Origin of the sequence: Butyrivibrio sp. MB2005 (assembly GCF_000424285.1) — a bacterium.
Taxonomy (GTDB): Bacteria; Bacillota; Clostridia; order Lachnospirales; family Lachnospiraceae; genus Butyrivibrio.
This window is the reverse complement of sequence record NZ_KE384157.1, coordinates 1-15,260: the sequence shown is the minus strand read 5'-3', so window position 1 is coordinate 15,260 and position 15,260 is coordinate 1. Positions and strand designations below refer to the sequence as shown.

Here is a 15,260-nt window from a genome sequence, read left to right as displayed (position 1 = left end):
GGCATAGATTGATTTTTGACGAAATCTTACCAACATATATGCCAAAAAAATATTTATCGGAGGCATCCTTGCTAAAAACATTTTCAATAACTGACGTAGGTCAGAAACGAAAACTTAATCAAGACTACGTGTTTACCTCCGAGAGACGAATCGGCAATCTCTCTAACGTATTTATTGTTGCGGATGGAATGGGCGGACACAACGCCGGGGATTACGCATCTAAATATACGGTAAATACCATGGTAGAGGAGATTGAAAGGTCTCTTGAACAGAACCCAGTACGTATTTTGGAAAATGCAATCAAGAAGGCGAATCAGAAGCTCAGAATCAAAGCAGCTGAAGATGAGCATCTTTACGGAATGGGGACTACAGTTGTAGCAGCCACTGTTATGGGTAGGTATTTACAGGTTGCTAATGTAGGTGATTCCAGACTCTATGTTATCGGAGAGAGTATCAGACAGATAACCAGAGATCATTCACTGGTTCAGGAGATGGTGCGTGCCGGCGGACTCGATCCGGATGAGGCCAGATCTCATTCTGAGAAGAACATCATTACCCGTGCTATCGGTGCGGATGATAGTGTTGATGTGGATTTCTTTAATGTCGAACTCGAGAAGGGGGATATTGTGCTCATGTGTTCTGATGGGCTTACAAATATGCTCGAGGACGAGGAGATTCGCATGATAGTCAGTGGGCAGAGAGACATAATAGAGAAGGCACAGAAGTTGGTTGATATGGCTAACCAGCATGGCGGTAAAGACAACATTGCCGTTATCTTGATAGAACCATTTGCTGACGGAGGAGCTGAATGATAAAAATAGGAATGATGATCGGAGATCGCTACGAGATCCTTGAGAAAATAGGAACCGGTGGCATGTCCGATGTTTATAGAGCAAAAGATCATAAATTGAACAGACCGGTTGCTGTTAAGGTTCTGAAGCAGGAGTTTTCGGAGAACGATAATTTCGTATCCAAATTCCGCGTTGAAGCCCAGGCCGCAGCAGGCCTTATGCATCCCAATATTGTTAATGTCTATGATGTAGGTGATGAGAATGGTATCCATTACATAGTAATGGAGCTTGTTGACGGCATCACTCTCAAGAGATATATCGAGAAAAAATCAAGACTTACAGTTAAGGAAGCTGTCAGCATTGCCATACAGGTAGCTATGGGACTTGAGGCTGCACATAATAATCACATAATCCATCGTGATATCAAGCCTCAGAACATCATCATTTCCAAGGAAGGTAAGGTTAAGGTTACAGACTTTGGTATTGCCAAGGCTGCCACCAGTAACACAATCACTTCCAATGTTATGGGATCTGTTCATTACACATCACCTGAGCAGGCGAGAGGCGGTTATTCAGATGCCAAAAGTGATATTTACTCACTTGGTATCACTCTTTTTGAGATGCTTACAGGACGTCTTCCTTTTAATGGAGATACCACTGTTGCGATAGCAATTAAGCATATTCAGGAGGACCTTCCCACACCGGTTACTTTTAATGAAGATATACCGATAAGTGTTGAGAAAATTGTAATGAAGTGCTGTCAGAAAAGCCCTGACAGAAGATATCAGAACGCTGCAGAGCTTATTACAGACCTTAAGAGATCACTTATTACACCGGATGATGATTTTGTTAATCTCGTAGATCCTGATGAAGAGAGCGCTACCAGAGTTGCTACAGAAGCAGAGCAAAAGAGTATTGGAGGAATGTCCGATACAGAGCAGATGCGACTTAATGCTGATGTAATGCGCGAGTATGAGCAGCAGAAGAGACGCGGTTCTTCAAGAGGCTATGACAATGGCGATTATGATGATGACGAGGACGAGTATGACAGACGTTCCGGAGCCTATGGTAACCGAATGGAGAAGATTACCATTGGCCTTGCTATTGTCGCAGCAGTACTTGTGGGAATAATAGTTATTTTCCTTGTTGGAAAGGGAATTGGTATATTCGGATCAGATGATAATCCCGCTGTTACAATTTTTGAAGGTGATTATCAGGAGGGTGAAGATGTTGATGGAATAGAAGTTCCTGACGTGGTAAGCGGCAATATGTCTTATGCTCAGGCCGTATCTATTCTTAACAGTAAAGGCTTCCAGGTTGCCAAGGTTGATGATGAGACCAGCACAGCATCTAAGAATACTGTTGTTTCACAGTCACCTGAAGCAGGAGAGTACGCTGAGAGCGGTTCAACAGTTACCATCACTGTAAGTACAGGTGGAGAGAGCAATTCAGCTGCTTCCAACAGTGCAAGTACTGAGGCAAGTGACTCATCAGAGCAGGCTTCGTCTGAGGAGACAGTAGAGTCCAATCAGGTAGCTATGCCTAATCTTGTTGGCCTTTCAGTTGATGAAGCAATCGCTGCTCTTGCTGAGGCAGGACTTGAGCAGGGCACAATAGTTGATGTTAATAACGAACAGTATCCTGTTGATACCATCACAGCTCAGAGCCAGCCTGTTGGTGCAACTCTTGAGAAGGGCACCAAGATCAATATGGAAAAATCAAAGGGACCTTCAAGTCCTACAACATACGCTTTTTCAGGAGACATTGCAGCTCCTACGGAAGGTCAGAATTACACTGACGGTATCAGCGTTCATGTATCTTTCGTAACAGCTGATGGAACATCTCTTCTTGATACTGAGACTGCTTCATTCCCGATAGCAGGAGTCAGCAGAACAGGACTTACGTCTCCTACAGGTGTTATAACATTTAAGTATTTGGCGTCTACTCCCGCAACTACCGATGCTGAAGGTAATATCATCGAGGGAACAACGCAGGAATACACAGTAACAAGAGCAGTTACATTTACTCAGGAGAATTGATGCAGGGGAGAATTGTAAAAGGAATAGCCGGATTTTATTATGTGAATACCGGAAGCGAGCGGGTATATGAATGCAAAGCGAAGGGTATTTTCAGAAAAGACGGTATCAAGCCTCTCGTTGGGGATGATGTAAATATCGAGATAATTGATGAGGAAGGTGGAATTGGCAATATCACGGAGATTTTGCCTCGCCGTAACATGCTTATAAGACCGCCGGTCGCTAATGTCGACCAGGCGGTTGTTCTGTTTGCAATAGTAAAACCTGATCCCAATTACAATGTCCTTGATAAGTTCCTTATTCAGATGAGACGCAATAATCTTCCTGTCATCATCTGTTTTAACAAGCAGGATATTGCCACCAAAGAGGAACAGCAGGAACTTATGGATGCCTACGAAAAATGCGGCTATGAAGTTATTTTTATAAGCGTTCATGAAGGGGCGGGACTTGATGTGCTTTGCGAGAAGCTCCGCGGTAAAACTTCTGTTGTGGCAGGCCCCAGCGGTGTTGGCAAGTCATCTCTTCTGAATAAACTTCATCCTGAAGCTGAGATGGAGACAGGGGAGCTTAGCAGGAAAATTGCTAGAGGAAGAAATACCACAAGACATTCTGAGATGTTTTTCGTGTCGGCGCTTTCCGATGATAAGGAAAAAACCTACATCCTTGATACACCGGGATTTACATCTCTTGCGCTTAAAGATATCACAGCTGAGGAGCTTCCTCAGTATTATACTGAATTTGAGCCCTATGAACCTTTTTGCAGATTCGGCGGATGCAGTCATATTGCTGAGCCTGATTGCGGAGTAAAGACCGCTTTGGAAAATGGTGAGATATCCAGAGTCAGATATGATAATTACAGGATGATCTACGAGGAGCTGAAGAATCAGAAGCCGGTTTATAGATGATATTTGAATATTGAAGCTTTTTTGGGAAAAGGATGGGGAACTTATGAACGAGAAGGCAAAGAGACTTAAAGATAGCATGGAGCAGCGGATTGTCGGAAAAGGTGATGTGATTGAAAAGATCATCATATCAGTTTTGGCCGGCGGTCATGTTTTGCTTGAAGATGTACCAGGGGTTGGTAAAACATCTCTTGCAAAAGCGCTTGCCGATTCGCTATCTGTTTCTTTTTCCAGGATTCAGTGTACCCCTGATACTACGCCATCAGATATTACGGGACTTTCTGTCTATAGCCCTGTTGATGGTAATTTTTCGGTCATTCCAGGACCAGTAGTAAATAACATTATTCTTGCTGATGAGCTTAACAGAACATCCCCTAAGACTCAGTCTGCGCTTCTTGAAGTTATGGAGGAGCACAGGGTTACAATTGATGGTAAAGAGATTCCGGTCCCTGAGCCTTTTATGGTGATAGGAACGCAGAACCCTGCGGAGATGGCAGGAACCTATCCGCTTCCAGAGTCCCAGATGGACAGGTTTATGATGAGGCTTTCTGTTGGATACCCGGATGCCACGGCTTCTGAGGATATGGCGAGGCGTTTCCTTGAGGGAGAACTTCATGAGGAGACTCATCCTGTACTTACGGGGGATGAAGTTATTGCCATGAAAAAAGAAGTGGAAAAGGTATCTATCCATGAGAACCTCAGAGCATATGCTGTAAGTATTGTTGAAGCTACCAGGAACAAGGCTGAGATTTCATGCGGAGCATCACCCAGAGCTCTGCTTTCCATGTTAAGATGCGCACAGGCAATTGCATATATAAATAACAGGAATTACTGCATCCCTGAGGATATTGCAGGGGCTGCAGGACTTACTATACCTCACAGACTAATGCTTTCAGCTGAGGCAAGACTTAGTCGTATAACCAAGGAAGATTTTGTCAGGAAGATTCTTGAACAAGTGAAGGTGCCATGAATATTACTGTAAATAAAAAGGGCGTGATCATACATCTACTTGTTGTCGCAGCGAGCCTTGTATTTGCCAGTTTTTACGGAGGCCCGGTTTCTTATGCATTGCTCTATGCGGTATTATTTCTTGTGCCTTTTTCGGCATTATATATTTTTCTAAATTACAAATTCTTACGTATTTTCCAGGAAATAGAAGTTCATAAACTTACCAAAGGTGAAGACCATAATTATCGTGCCACCATAGAAAACGCGGGATTTCTCCCGATTCACAAAATGCGCATGTTTGTTTTTGACGACAGGTGTAATCTCTATGAGATAGAAGACGGTCAGAAACTATCTCTCGATATCCATGAAAAGAAAGAACTGAATTCGGGAATCAGCTGTAAATATGCAGGCTCATATGATGTGGGAATAAGACGCGTTGCCTTTACGGATCCATTTAATATTTTCACGGCGGAATTTGATATCCCTTATACCTTTAGGGCTGTTGTCAGTCCTCAGATAACTGATGTGGCAAATCCTGTTTTGGAACTTGAGAATCTCATAAACAGTACGGGATTTAAGAGTAACAGGATCTATGAAGATACGCCGGGAAGCGATTTTAGACCTTATCAGAGGGGAGACGCACCTGCCGCGATCAACTGGAAGGTATCTGCAAGGCTTGGAACTCTTATGTCCAGAGTTCCTGACAAAATTGAGAAAAGACGGGTTACTATTTTGATGCAGGCTGCAGATGTTCCCGAGAGGGAGCAGGATACGGAGTTTTTGAAAAAGAGGGATTACTTCCTTGAGTTTGCCGTATCTGCTGCATGGCACTTCGGGGAACAGGGTGTTCCTGTGAGGCTGATCTATCCTTCAGGAGCAATCGTCACTACCACAGTGGATTCCTATGATAGTTTTTTGGAGTTTTACGGTAAAGTTGCAGATGGCATTTTTTACAGATCAAAAAAAGAATTTGATGAGATCATGAATATGGCAGAGGATCAAAGGAGTAGCAGCTATGCTTACGACACAAGGATCATCATCAGAGAAGATCCGGGGGCGGGAGAAGATAACTACGTTATTTGCGGATGAATTAAAGATTCATCTTTTTGTGCTCTCTCTGGTCATAATATCTACAGAGATTTTTCTGCTTCTAAAGGGCGACACAGTAGACCTTGATAGAGGCTTCTTTGTCATGTCTGTGTTTTCGTTTTTCGCATTTTTTACTGTGCTTGAGTATCTCTTTGGAATATTCGTAAATAGTAGCGCAGCATCTGTTTTTCCGCTCCTTCCGTCAATGCTTTTATATTTGCTTCTAAGGGATATGGAGGCATGGCCTTACCTTGATGTGGCGGTAATTGTGGCTGCCATTTTGAGAATAGTTTTTGTTTTTATGTGGAAAAGAGAGTATGTGCTTCTATGGGGAAGTTTTGTTTTGAATGTGGCAGCACTGCTTTTGCGCTTTGTGTGGAGAGCATTTAGAGGGAAAAATTACACGGACAAACTGCTTTTTATCTGTCTTGTGGTAATGACTCTGGCGGCAGTTCAAAAGCTTATCTATGCATGGAAGGAGGAAGCGTTTCCTTTTTATTATTTCGCCATATTAGGGATTATAATTCTTGCGATGCCTATGGGAGATGCGCCAATTGACTGGACTCCTGTTGTTAATGCAGGAGAGAGACTTGTAAAGAACGTAAGGAACGCCGCGGATGATGTGGCGTATTACCTGTCCTTTTCTTTTGGCGAAGGCTCATATGTTGCCGGCTACAGCTCACTAAATGTCACAGGTAACAGTCTTGCAAAATCAGAGAAGGATCAGCTGATTCTAAGAACAGAAGAGAAACCTTTTTATTTTTATACCGATGATGAAAGCACAGTTAATATGAAAATGCGTCGTACTGTGTACCTTCAGGGCGGTCGGGGCGCAGATAAAAAGCAGCTTGTAAGCTTCATAAAGTTACTGTATGACAAAGGCGTAAATAAAGAAATGGCGGGACTTTTTTCGCAGCTATCACACATAGATATTGAGTATGCATATCTTGATACCACAGATGAGATAGTGCCGGGGAATTCATTTGAGGTCAGCAATAAAGATGGTATCGTTGATGGCGGTGCCGGTAAGTCCAAACATAAAAAGGGATACAGCCTGAGTTCGAGATTTATCGATATTGATTATGGTAGTCCCTACCTTATTGGACTTTTTAGAGATAGTGAGGGTGGTGTTTCAAAAGCAGAATTTTCCTATGATGTAGCCTGTGAATATGTGAATGAGCTATATGGAATACATTTTAACAGATTTGTTGACAGGCAGGAGTTTGATGAGATTATTACTGAGATAAATGCAGATGGCATGTCTTATGTTGAAGGCGAGACCTTAGGTGGGCAGCATAATAACAGAGCTGAGTATTCATATTGCTTAGAAACAGATGGCGCCAGCGACAGAATGATTAAGCTTGCTGACGTGATCACATCGGCTGCGGCTAATGAATACGATAAATGTAAAGCAGTCGAAGGTTATCTGAGGCAGTATACCTACAGTACAAATGCGGTCGGTGGACATAACCCTGATTCTGATATGAGTACTTCTGAAGGCATGAGTGACATAGCGGACAGATTTTTGTTCGAGACGGAGCAGGGGTACTGTGTTCATTACACTGCTTCTATGATAATGCTGCTGCGGCTTTCAGGGATTCCTGCAAGAGCATGTGTTGGCTACAGATATGCATTTCCCTTTGATGCTCAGGATGAATATGTGGTCAGCAGCAATAATGCTCATATCTGGCCTGAAGCATATTTAAAAAATGTAGGATGGGTTCCATTTGAGCCAACGAGTGCGTACAGTACAGCAATTGATCACACATGGCACAGAAAAGCAAAGGAAGAGCCTGAAATAGAGATAGCAGATGCTTACAGCTTTGAATATCCTGAAATGGAACTTCCTGCAATTCCTGAAGTGGATGCGTCATTGGAGGTGGGAGAAGACGTCGAAGTAGTGGAAGAGAAGCTGGCTGTAAGAATATTTAAGATAGCATGGCCTGTCGCGCTTAGCATTGTTCTTCTTTTGATACTGCTGGTTGCAGGGACCTCGGTCATAACCGGATTTAAATATAAGTATGGAACCCCGGAGAAAAAGCTTTTCATGGATGTTGAAGCCATAAAGAAGATCATTAAGAAAAAGGCAGAGGATGATTTCGAAGACCGTGGTCTTTTATCTGATTATCTGGAAAAAGCGCCGGAGGATGTCAGAGGTGACCTTGAAGTTGTATTTGGCGCATATTACAGGATGATCTACGCCGGAGATTGTGCTTTAGGAATTTCACCTGAGGAGAATAATCTTGCGATGAAGGTAAGAGAAATGCTAAGCAAAAGAGAATAGTTTATAATATTTTTATATTTTAGGTTTTGTTAATGGTGTAAAATTTACCCATATTGTTTTTATGAGGGAGGAATTTAATATGATTTTAGTTTTGGTTGTTCAGTTGGTGATCTTTTTTCTTGTGCTGAAATGGCTTCTGAATAAAAAGACATGGGAGCCATATTCAAAAAAGTCAGTTATGAGGAATTAAAATGAACACTTTAATAAATAATATTTTGGAAAGCCATAAAGATGAGATAGTTCAGTATATGTCTGAGAATCCCGGTACGTTTATTTGGTCTATGATCATAGTTGTTTTGATTACAGTTTTGCTTTTGGGGTTCTATTTCCTTATTGGCTGGATATGTTTAAAAATCAGTAAAAAGATCTTTGCGGCCATAGAAAGAAAGAAAGGTAAAAAGATACATCTTCAGTTTGCTGAGAGTCTGGTCAAGCTTGCCATTATTATTATATTTATTGTAATTCCTCTTGGCGGAGACAAAATAGGGCACTCACTACTTGGAAGTGCTGCTGTTTTGGCTGCTGTAGTAGGCTTCGCTGCGCAGGATGTAATAAAGGATATTCTTGCAGGTATTCAGATAAGTGTTTATAAGCCTTTTGATCTTGGGGACAGGATTGAACTAGCAGACGGGACATCAGGTATAGTTGAGAGAATCACTATGCGTCATATTGAACTTCGATTGATAGATACAATTGTGCTGATGATTCCAAACAGTGTCATAAATACCGAAACAATAAAGAATTACAGTTATGATTATGTTCCAAGATCCGTGCAGTTTAGTTTCCCTGTAGATTATAAAACTGACATCAAGAAAGCCAAGCAGGTTATTTTTGATGCCATAGAGGAGAGCCCATATTCTTATCCCGGCAAAAAGTCAAAAAACGGTGAAATGATATACGCTCCCGTTTATTTCATAGCCATAGATGATAGCTCACTTAACATGAAAGTAACTGTGTATTATAAACCGGGTACAGCTACAGAGGTTTTAAAGGACGACATAAATACAAGAGTATTCGAGGCTCTTGAACATGCAGGTATCGAGATACCGTATCCACATACAAGTGTTGTTATGAGAAATGAACCCGTCCCCCTGGACCAAAATCTGCGAAAGGAGAGTTAATATTGGACAAATTTCTTGGCAATGCAAAGAATCTGTATGGCCTAAAAGAATATGAACTAAGTAGAGTCCCTGGCCATGAAGGCGGAAGGAATCAGATTTATATTTGCAAAAGAAACGGAATACCGAAATATGTTTTGCGTTTTTCAGTGCTTGGCGACAGGAAAAAAGAAGAGTATCTGGCTGAGGCAGAGTTTGTTCATTATCTTGCAGAAGCAGGAGCTCCTGTAGTGGATGTGATTTCCTCTTCAAACGGGAATCAGATTGAAGTTTTTTCTGAGGATGGAAAAGAGTGCTTCGTAATGCTGTTTTCTTTTGCTAAAGGAATGCTGATTTCAGATAATGGATACAGGTACAGAGAAGGGGTACCACTTGATGAGTACTTCTACAACACGGGTAAAACGCTTGGCGAAATTCACAGACTTTCGAAGGTATATAAGCCCGCGAACAAAAGAACGGAGTTTTTTGATAAATACAATCAGGAGTATATCGAAAAATTGATACCTGATGAATATAAGGATCTCAAAATAGCAATCGGAGAGCGCCTGAAAGATTTTCACAAGCTTACTGTGAATGAGAGTGTTTATGGACTTGTGCATTTTGATTTTAGTGATGGAAATTATCATATTGATATGAATACCGGTGACATCACGGTATTTGATTTTGATAACTGTATGTATTGCTGGTACATGTTTGACCTGGCTAATCTCTGGATCCACGGAACCGGATGGTTTCAAAATGAGCCGGATCCCGAAAAACGTATGGAGGGGATGAAAGGCTATTTTGATACAGTGCTGGCCGGCTACAGGAGCGAGACTGATATTTCTGACGAGGAAGTTTCTAAGCTACAGCTGTTCATTGATATGGTACTTATCGAAAACATAGTTGACGAATTTGAGTGTAGTGCGCGTGAAGGAGAAGAACTTGATCCTGAAGATATCGAAGACGCCGAAGAGTGTCTGATAAAGCATATACCATATGCGGGATTTATTTGATGGTGTTAATGAGAGGTTGTAAATCATGATCATTGGGGAAGTGTGCCTGCTGACAAACGATGTACGGAGACTGGCAGATTTTTATAAAAGGCTGCTGGGGGGTAGAAAATAACAGCGATGATGATACTCATCAGTTTATTATCTCAGAAGGGACACAGCTGACTATCTATAATGACGGAACCAAAAAGAATAACGCCCTTGGTGTGCTGTAAATATGAGCTTTTACAATCCAGACAATAACGTTATTTATTTCAGGCAGTTGTAGTAGATTTTTGAGCATGGAGAGATTTGTTATATCCAGATAGGAGGAAAGAGCAATGATACGCATACTATTCGTCTGCCACGGCACTCCGAAGGGATGATAATGCAAGCTTTTGCATAATGGGGCAAACTTTTGCAGATTATAGTAGATAAATAAAAAGATACTACCAACCTTACTACTAAGGCCGGTAGTTTTTATGTTTAGGCTAATTCATATTTCTTCAAATCTTTTATATAGTTTTTTCTGAAACCATTTTCGCCACCAAAGAAACGCTTTTCTTGTGTAGACATATTATGATCATTCATTTTTAGTTCTGTCAGTTTCATAGTGCAGATGAAATCAGCTACTTGGAACAATCGATAGTCCGAGGGGATAACTTTCTTTGTTTCTACTGAAGGGAGAAGGACATTGAGTACTGAACCTAAAATTCGTGATAATTCAACCTGGCCATTATCATAGTAGATTTTTACGGTGTCATAAGGTAAAAGAAACTCGTAGTTGTTTTTTATCCATGTATCAATCTGTTTAGATAATTGCATGGTGGCTTCTGTGATATCTTCAGCATGTCTTCTGTCTACATAAAAGGACTTGTGCTTGATTTTTACTTTTCTAATGAATCCCATAAGTTTCATTAGAAGTTTTCTTCTAATGACAATGTCTTCATTTTTGAATTCATATTCCATTCTGACAATGGGACCAGCGTGAAGACAATGATTAGGATATCCTAAATATGAGAGCTCTTGCTCAAGCGATTCCAATGCTGTTGAAATATCAGATTCTTGATTATGAAAGATCATTGTTACTATGTAATAAGGGGAGCGATGATTGAATTTTCCAAAATCCCCAGATTCATCAATGAAAATGCTAATTTCTTTCATACGTACTCCATAACAAAAAAAATGGTGTGGGACACCCACACCGTATCGTTGGACCCGGGTCTTTCGACCAGCCCTGTAGTGACATGCACTACTTTGTATAAATATGTTAACATGTTTGGTTTGTAAAAACAATGGAATTAACAATAATTTTCTAAATTATTTATAAGGCTTTAAATGGCATAAAGCAGCGTGTGTCCGGCAATTATTTAATTGCAGTGCCCTCTCGTTATTAGTAAAATATATATTGTTGTTTAGTTATGTAAAGAGGAAACTGTCGGGATCCACAACATTTTTTTGCCATATAAGAAATGTTCAGATGGATGAGAAACTCACGCCCCAAAATACCTTCGACATAGACTTGACATTATTGGATCCTGTTATTTACTCCGGCAAATATCATAGCCTTGGTGAAAAGCTTGGAGAAATTGGGGATTTCCTTTGAGAAAAAGTGGACGAGTTAAAGCATGTTGATAAGGTTTTTTGAATCTAAAGTGCAGAAATAGAGGGAAAAAGAGCAATGATTAGAATACTATTCGTCTGCCACGGCAGGATTTAATGCCTAAGCGAGGAATAGCGGAAATAAGCCATTTGTTGGCAGACTGATATCTGTTTTACACCTTGTTTACACCTTTTGAAGGTGAGCTACCCGATATTATTTTGATAAGGATGGTAAGAATAATGAATAACATTATTAAAACGGATGAAACATATAATAACTGGATATCTTCACTTAAGAAAAGATATCGCAGTAGTCAGATTAAAGCTGCATCAGCTGTTAATCGGGAAATGCTGATATTCTACTGGGAACTGGGGCGGAACCTGGAAATCCTCAAAACTCAGTATGATTGGGGAACAGGCTTTTACAAAGCTGTTAGTGACGATATCAAGCGGGAATTGCCGGATGTAAAATCATTTTCGCCAAGAAACCTATTATACATGCATCAGTTCTATAGGCTTTATTCTGAAGAGACAATCACGCCACAAGCTGTGGCGCAATTAGGTGAGGTTGAGATTACGCCACAGGTTGTGGCGCAAATGAATATCTTTATGATTCCGTGGGGACATCACAGGTTTATTATCGATAAATGTAAAGATTCAAAGGGACTTTACCATCTATTGAAGAAATAGAACGTGAATTAAAAGAATAAACGTGAGGATTAGATATGTATTATCATGCTTCCCGGGTTGAAGGAATTAAGCAATTAGAGCCGAGGGTATCGGATCATCATGTTCCGCTGGTTTATTTCTCGACTAAAAGAGAAAATACGCTTGTTTATCTTAGCAATGCTATAGAGAAGTATTGCAGGGAAACAGGCTTTTTCTATGATGGAATATGGAAGAAATGGGGACCGTACGGTTTTACCAAAGATGGGATACAGCAGCTGCAGGAGTATTATCCTGACGCGCTTGAAAAGACATATAAGGGTGTTTCGGGATATATCTACAGCGTAGAAAATATTACAGATCCCGGATTTGAGATCAGGATACCGGATGCTGCATCGAGCTCCGAACCTGTAAAAGTAACAGGTTCGGAGTTTATTCTGGATGCATATCAAGCAATTCTCGAGGCAGAAGAAAAAGGGCTTATAGCAATCATGAGATACGATGAAATGTCTGAGAAGATGAGAGAATGGAACAGAAGAACAATCCTACAAGAATATGAAGAAGCTGTAGACCATCCAGAATATCGTCATTTTCTGAAGGGAAATTTTACGTACATTCAATAAGTATGGAGAAGGAAGTATGATCTTATGCCGGATTATTCAGAGGCCGTGATAGAGGCAAGAAATCAAGGTGCGAAGGAGTTTCACTGTAGTTATCGTGAAAAGAATCTGGCTTCAAAAAGATTGCAGGATGCATGCGGGTTTAAGTTTGACTACAGGTCTGAGGAGAAAACAGACCCCAGAACGGGAGAAATATACGTGGTGGTGAACGATAAAAAAGATCTTCAGTATGTAGTTTGATCAGCTCGAATAGTCGAAGGTTGTCGATAAGACTGAAGTTAATTCTTATGTTGGCTTTTGTAAGGAGGGAAGGAAAAAGATGAAATACCAATACAAAGAAATGCCTGAATCTATGAGTGGGACATACGGAGAATTTGCAAAAAACTTCGGATTTGATTGGAAAGAATTTATAATGGGAATACCGACACCGATGTTTCTTGTCACAACCTATAAATCTAATGGACAGCCAAATGCTACGATGCAGTCATGGGCAGGGTTTACGAGTGCGAATCATGGAGGCGGGTATTACGTGATTCTATGCAGCGTGAATAAGAGAGGACATCTTTACCAAAGCTTAAATGAAAAGAAGGTAGCAGTGCTAAATTTCATGTCATCTGATTTATACGAAGCCTGCATGAAGACAATACAGAACAATCAGTTCGAGGCGGATGAGATAACTTCGTCAGGGCTTACTGCGGAGAAAGCTTCATGGGTAGAAGCGCCGATGGTCGCTGAATGTTTCATGAACCTTGAGTGTAGGTATTTGTGGGAGAAAGAAATTGTACCGGGTGATGATCATGTTATGATCTGCCTTGAAGTCGTAGGCGGGCATATAGAGAAGGATTATATGGAGGATATGTTTGGAGATAAAGGGGTTCTTTACAATGTCCATTATCCGATAAATCCGGAAGACGTGAAAGAAAAAGGTTGCGATTATGTGGCTGCACTTAGGAAAGTAAATCAATCCTACGAATATTGATGAGATATGAAATATATGCGCAAAACTACGATTGAAAAAAATTCTGAAGTGTAAAGGATACGAAAAATGATAAAGGTACTTTTCGTCTGCCACGGCACTCCGAAGGGATGATAATGCAAGCTTTTGCATAATGGGGCAAAGTTTAGCAGGCTATGGCAGATAAAAAGAGAGATACTACCGAACTTACTACTAAGGCACGTAGTATCTATGCTTAATGAATAGTATTTGATTCTATTTAAATTTGTTGAAAATATAGCCGATTTATGGTACTATAATAGTGATCTGAGCGAAAGCTCTTTGGATCACCGCAGGCGGGAAGAATTTCCCGTCATTTTTTTTGGAGTTAATGACTATGAAAGAACTTAGCATTTTTATTGATGAGTCAGGTGATTTTGGAGAAACAAGGGACATAAGAGATTATTATCTGGTGACATTTGTTTTCCATGATCAAGCTAATGATATTACAGAGAATACAATTAAGCTTGAAAATAGCGTTAAAGAATCAGGATTGGATATTGAGTATATTCATACTGGCCCAGTTATTCGTAAGGAAGGAATTTTCAAAGATTATTCTTTAGATGAAAGAAGGCAGCTGATTTATAGAATGTTCAATTTTGTAATGAGGTGCCCTATAAATTTTTGCACCGTGGCCATCAAGAGAAAAGAAGCAAATGACAGAGTTCAGCTATCTGGTAAACTTGGAAAGGCTATAAATGCTATGCTTGCTGAGCATATGGATTATCTTAATGAATATGATAAGGTAATCGTTTATTATGATAATGGTCAGAGAGAGCTTGGCTCAATTCTTAATGCCATTTTCTCTATTCAGTTATCAAATGTTGAATTTAGAAAAGCAGAGCCACAAAAATATCGTCTCCTGCAGGCTGCAGATTTTTTGTGTACTATCGATCTTCTTCAAATCAAAAGGGATGAAAAACGCTTAAGCAAGGGCGAACAGCAATTTTTTTATAATCCCAACGAGCTTAAGAAGACGTTTATTAAAGGTATAAGTAAAAAGAGAATATGACATATTTGAAGAGGCTGTCCGTTAGGGCAGCCTCTAAATTATTTATAAGGCTTTAAATGGCATAAAACAGCATGTTTCCGGCAATTATTTAATTGCGGTGCCCTCTCGTTACTAGTACAATATATATTGTTGTTTAGACAATATGTAATGACCTCCATTTTGTAGCAACGTGGATTTACCTGTATACTATAGTTGCTAAAACAAATGGTAACAGGGATTACCGCATA

General features: G+C 40.4%; 16 protein-coding genes. 15 read left to right on the top strand and 1 reads right to left on the bottom strand.

Annotated features, from left to right (window positions below):
• Positions 1-68 precede the first annotated feature (68 nt).
• The 9 genes from G610_RS0115240 (at position 69) to G610_RS23850 (ending at position 10,375) form a co-directional block, all read left to right on the top strand.
• On the top strand, positions 69-812 hold the full coding sequence (locus G610_RS0115240; protein WP_026525453.1) for a Stp1/IreP family PP2C-type Ser/Thr phosphatase: 744 nt from the start codon (positions 69-71) through the stop codon (positions 810-812).
• Positions 809-2,830: a Stk1 family PASTA domain-containing Ser/Thr kinase gene (gene pknB / locus G610_RS0115235; RefSeq protein ID WP_026525452.1), complete on the top strand. Its 2,022-nt coding sequence runs from the start codon at positions 809-811 to the stop codon at positions 2,828-2,830. The genes G610_RS0115240 and pknB overlap by 4 nt, the downstream gene beginning before the upstream one ends.
• A complete protein-coding gene (rsgA, locus tag G610_RS0115230) occupies positions 2,830-3,732 on the top strand; it encodes a ribosome small subunit-dependent GTPase A (protein ID WP_026525451.1) in 903 nt (300 codons plus the stop codon). The genes pknB and rsgA overlap by 1 nt, the downstream gene beginning before the upstream one ends.
• Before the next feature lie 43 nt (positions 3,733-3,775).
• Positions 3,776-4,699: an AAA family ATPase gene (locus G610_RS0115225; protein ID WP_026525450.1), complete on the top strand. Its 924-nt coding sequence runs from the start codon at positions 3,776-3,778 to the stop codon at positions 4,697-4,699.
• Complete coding sequence (locus G610_RS0115220; protein ID WP_026525449.1) at positions 4,696-5,766, top strand: DUF58 domain-containing protein; 1,071 nt, start codon at positions 4,696-4,698, stop codon at positions 5,764-5,766. Before G610_RS0115225 ends, G610_RS0115220 begins: the two co-directional genes overlap by 4 nt.
• Entirely contained in the window at positions 5,693-8,050 is a 2,358-nt protein-coding gene (locus G610_RS0115215) for a transglutaminase-like domain-containing protein (protein WP_081667525.1), read from the top strand. Before G610_RS0115220 ends, G610_RS0115215 begins: the two co-directional genes overlap by 74 nt.
• A 191-nt stretch (positions 8,051-8,241) precedes the next feature.
• Positions 8,242-9,171, top strand: coding sequence for a mechanosensitive ion channel family protein (locus tag G610_RS0115205; RefSeq protein ID WP_026525447.1), 930 nt, complete (start codon positions 8,242-8,244; stop codon positions 9,169-9,171).
• Between the two features lie 2 nt (positions 9,172-9,173).
• A complete protein-coding gene (locus G610_RS21225) occupies positions 9,174-10,163 on the top strand; it encodes a phosphotransferase enzyme family protein (protein ID WP_051198046.1) in 990 nt (329 codons plus the stop codon).
• A 59-nt stretch (positions 10,164-10,222) separates the two neighbouring features.
• Entirely contained in the window at positions 10,223-10,375 is a 153-nt protein-coding gene (locus G610_RS23850; RefSeq protein WP_330368167.1) for a hypothetical protein, read from the top strand.
• Positions 10,376-10,625: 250 nt separating this feature from the next.
• Here the strand turns inward: G610_RS23850 and G610_RS0115190 are convergent, their stop codons facing one another.
• Positions 10,626-11,303 (bottom strand): DUF3800 domain-containing protein, encoded by a 678-nt coding sequence (locus G610_RS0115190; protein ID WP_026525446.1) that lies wholly within the window; start codon positions 11,301-11,303, stop codon positions 10,626-10,628.
• Between the two features lie 316 nt (positions 11,304-11,619).
• Between G610_RS0115190 and G610_RS23730 the strand changes: the two genes are divergently transcribed.
• The 6 genes from G610_RS23730 to G610_RS0115160 all read left to right on the top strand — a co-directional run bounded on the left by G610_RS23730 (position 11,620) and on the right by G610_RS0115160 (position 15,033).
• Positions 11,620-11,745 (top strand): hypothetical protein, encoded by a 126-nt coding sequence (locus tag G610_RS23730; protein ID WP_256379782.1) that lies wholly within the window; start codon positions 11,620-11,622, stop codon positions 11,743-11,745.
• Between the two features lie 236 nt (positions 11,746-11,981).
• A complete protein-coding gene (locus tag G610_RS21220) occupies positions 11,982-12,431 on the top strand; it encodes a DUF1016 N-terminal domain-containing protein (protein ID WP_051198045.1) in 450 nt (149 codons plus the stop codon).
• 35 nt (positions 12,432-12,466) lie between these two features.
• Positions 12,467-13,030 carry a hypothetical protein gene (locus G610_RS0115175; protein ID WP_026525445.1) on the top strand — a complete coding sequence of 188 codons (564 nt, stop codon included), beginning with the start codon at positions 12,467-12,469 and terminating at the stop codon, positions 13,028-13,030.
• A 24-nt stretch (positions 13,031-13,054) separates the two neighbouring features.
• Positions 13,055-13,267: a hypothetical protein gene (locus G610_RS0115170; RefSeq protein ID WP_026525444.1), complete on the top strand. Its 213-nt coding sequence runs from the start codon at positions 13,055-13,057 to the stop codon at positions 13,265-13,267.
• A gap of 79 nt (positions 13,268-13,346) precedes the next feature.
• Positions 13,347-14,006, top strand: coding sequence for a flavin reductase family protein (locus G610_RS21215; protein ID WP_049946219.1), 660 nt, complete (start codon positions 13,347-13,349; stop codon positions 14,004-14,006).
• 352 nt (positions 14,007-14,358) lie between these two features.
• On the top strand, positions 14,359-15,033 hold the full coding sequence (locus tag G610_RS0115160) for a DUF3800 domain-containing protein (protein WP_026525443.1): 675 nt from the start codon (positions 14,359-14,361) through the stop codon (positions 15,031-15,033).
• The last annotated feature ends 227 nt before the right edge of the window (positions 15,034-15,260 follow it).

Bases quoted from the DNA above. Each gene is read 5' to 3' on its own strand.
- pknB (WP_026525452.1), top strand. From the start codon at position 809: ATGATAAAAATAGGAATGATGATCGGAGATCGCTACGAGATCCTTGAG.
- rsgA (WP_026525451.1), top strand. From the start codon at position 2,830: ATGCAGGGGAGAATTGTAAAAGGAATAGCCGGATTTTATTATGTGAAT.
- G610_RS0115225 (WP_026525450.1), top strand. From the start codon at position 3,776: ATGAACGAGAAGGCAAAGAGACTTAAAGATAGCATGGAGCAGCGGATT.
- G610_RS0115220 (WP_026525449.1), top strand. From the start codon at position 4,696: ATGAATATTACTGTAAATAAAAAGGGCGTGATCATACATCTACTTGTT.
- G610_RS0115215 (WP_081667525.1), top strand. From the start codon at position 5,693: ATGCTTACGACACAAGGATCATCATCAGAGAAGATCCGGGGGCGGGAG.
- G610_RS0115205 (WP_026525447.1), top strand. From the start codon at position 8,242: ATGAACACTTTAATAAATAATATTTTGGAAAGCCATAAAGATGAGATA.
- G610_RS23850 (WP_330368167.1), top strand. From the start codon at position 10,223: ATGTACGGAGACTGGCAGATTTTTATAAAAGGCTGCTGGGGGGTAGAA.
- G610_RS0115190 (WP_026525446.1), bottom strand. From the start codon at position 11,303: ATGAAAGAAATTAGCATTTTCATTGATGAATCTGGGGATTTTGGAAAA.
- G610_RS23730 (WP_256379782.1), top strand. From the start codon at position 11,620: ATGGATGAGAAACTCACGCCCCAAAATACCTTCGACATAGACTTGACA.
- G610_RS21220 (WP_051198045.1), top strand. From the start codon at position 11,982: ATGAATAACATTATTAAAACGGATGAAACATATAATAACTGGATATCT.
- G610_RS0115175 (WP_026525445.1), top strand. From the start codon at position 12,467: ATGTATTATCATGCTTCCCGGGTTGAAGGAATTAAGCAATTAGAGCCG.
- G610_RS0115170 (WP_026525444.1), top strand. From the start codon at position 13,055: ATGCCGGATTATTCAGAGGCCGTGATAGAGGCAAGAAATCAAGGTGCG.
- G610_RS21215 (WP_049946219.1), top strand. From the start codon at position 13,347: ATGAAATACCAATACAAAGAAATGCCTGAATCTATGAGTGGGACATAC.
- G610_RS0115160 (WP_026525443.1), top strand. From the start codon at position 14,359: ATGAAAGAACTTAGCATTTTTATTGATGAGTCAGGTGATTTTGGAGAA.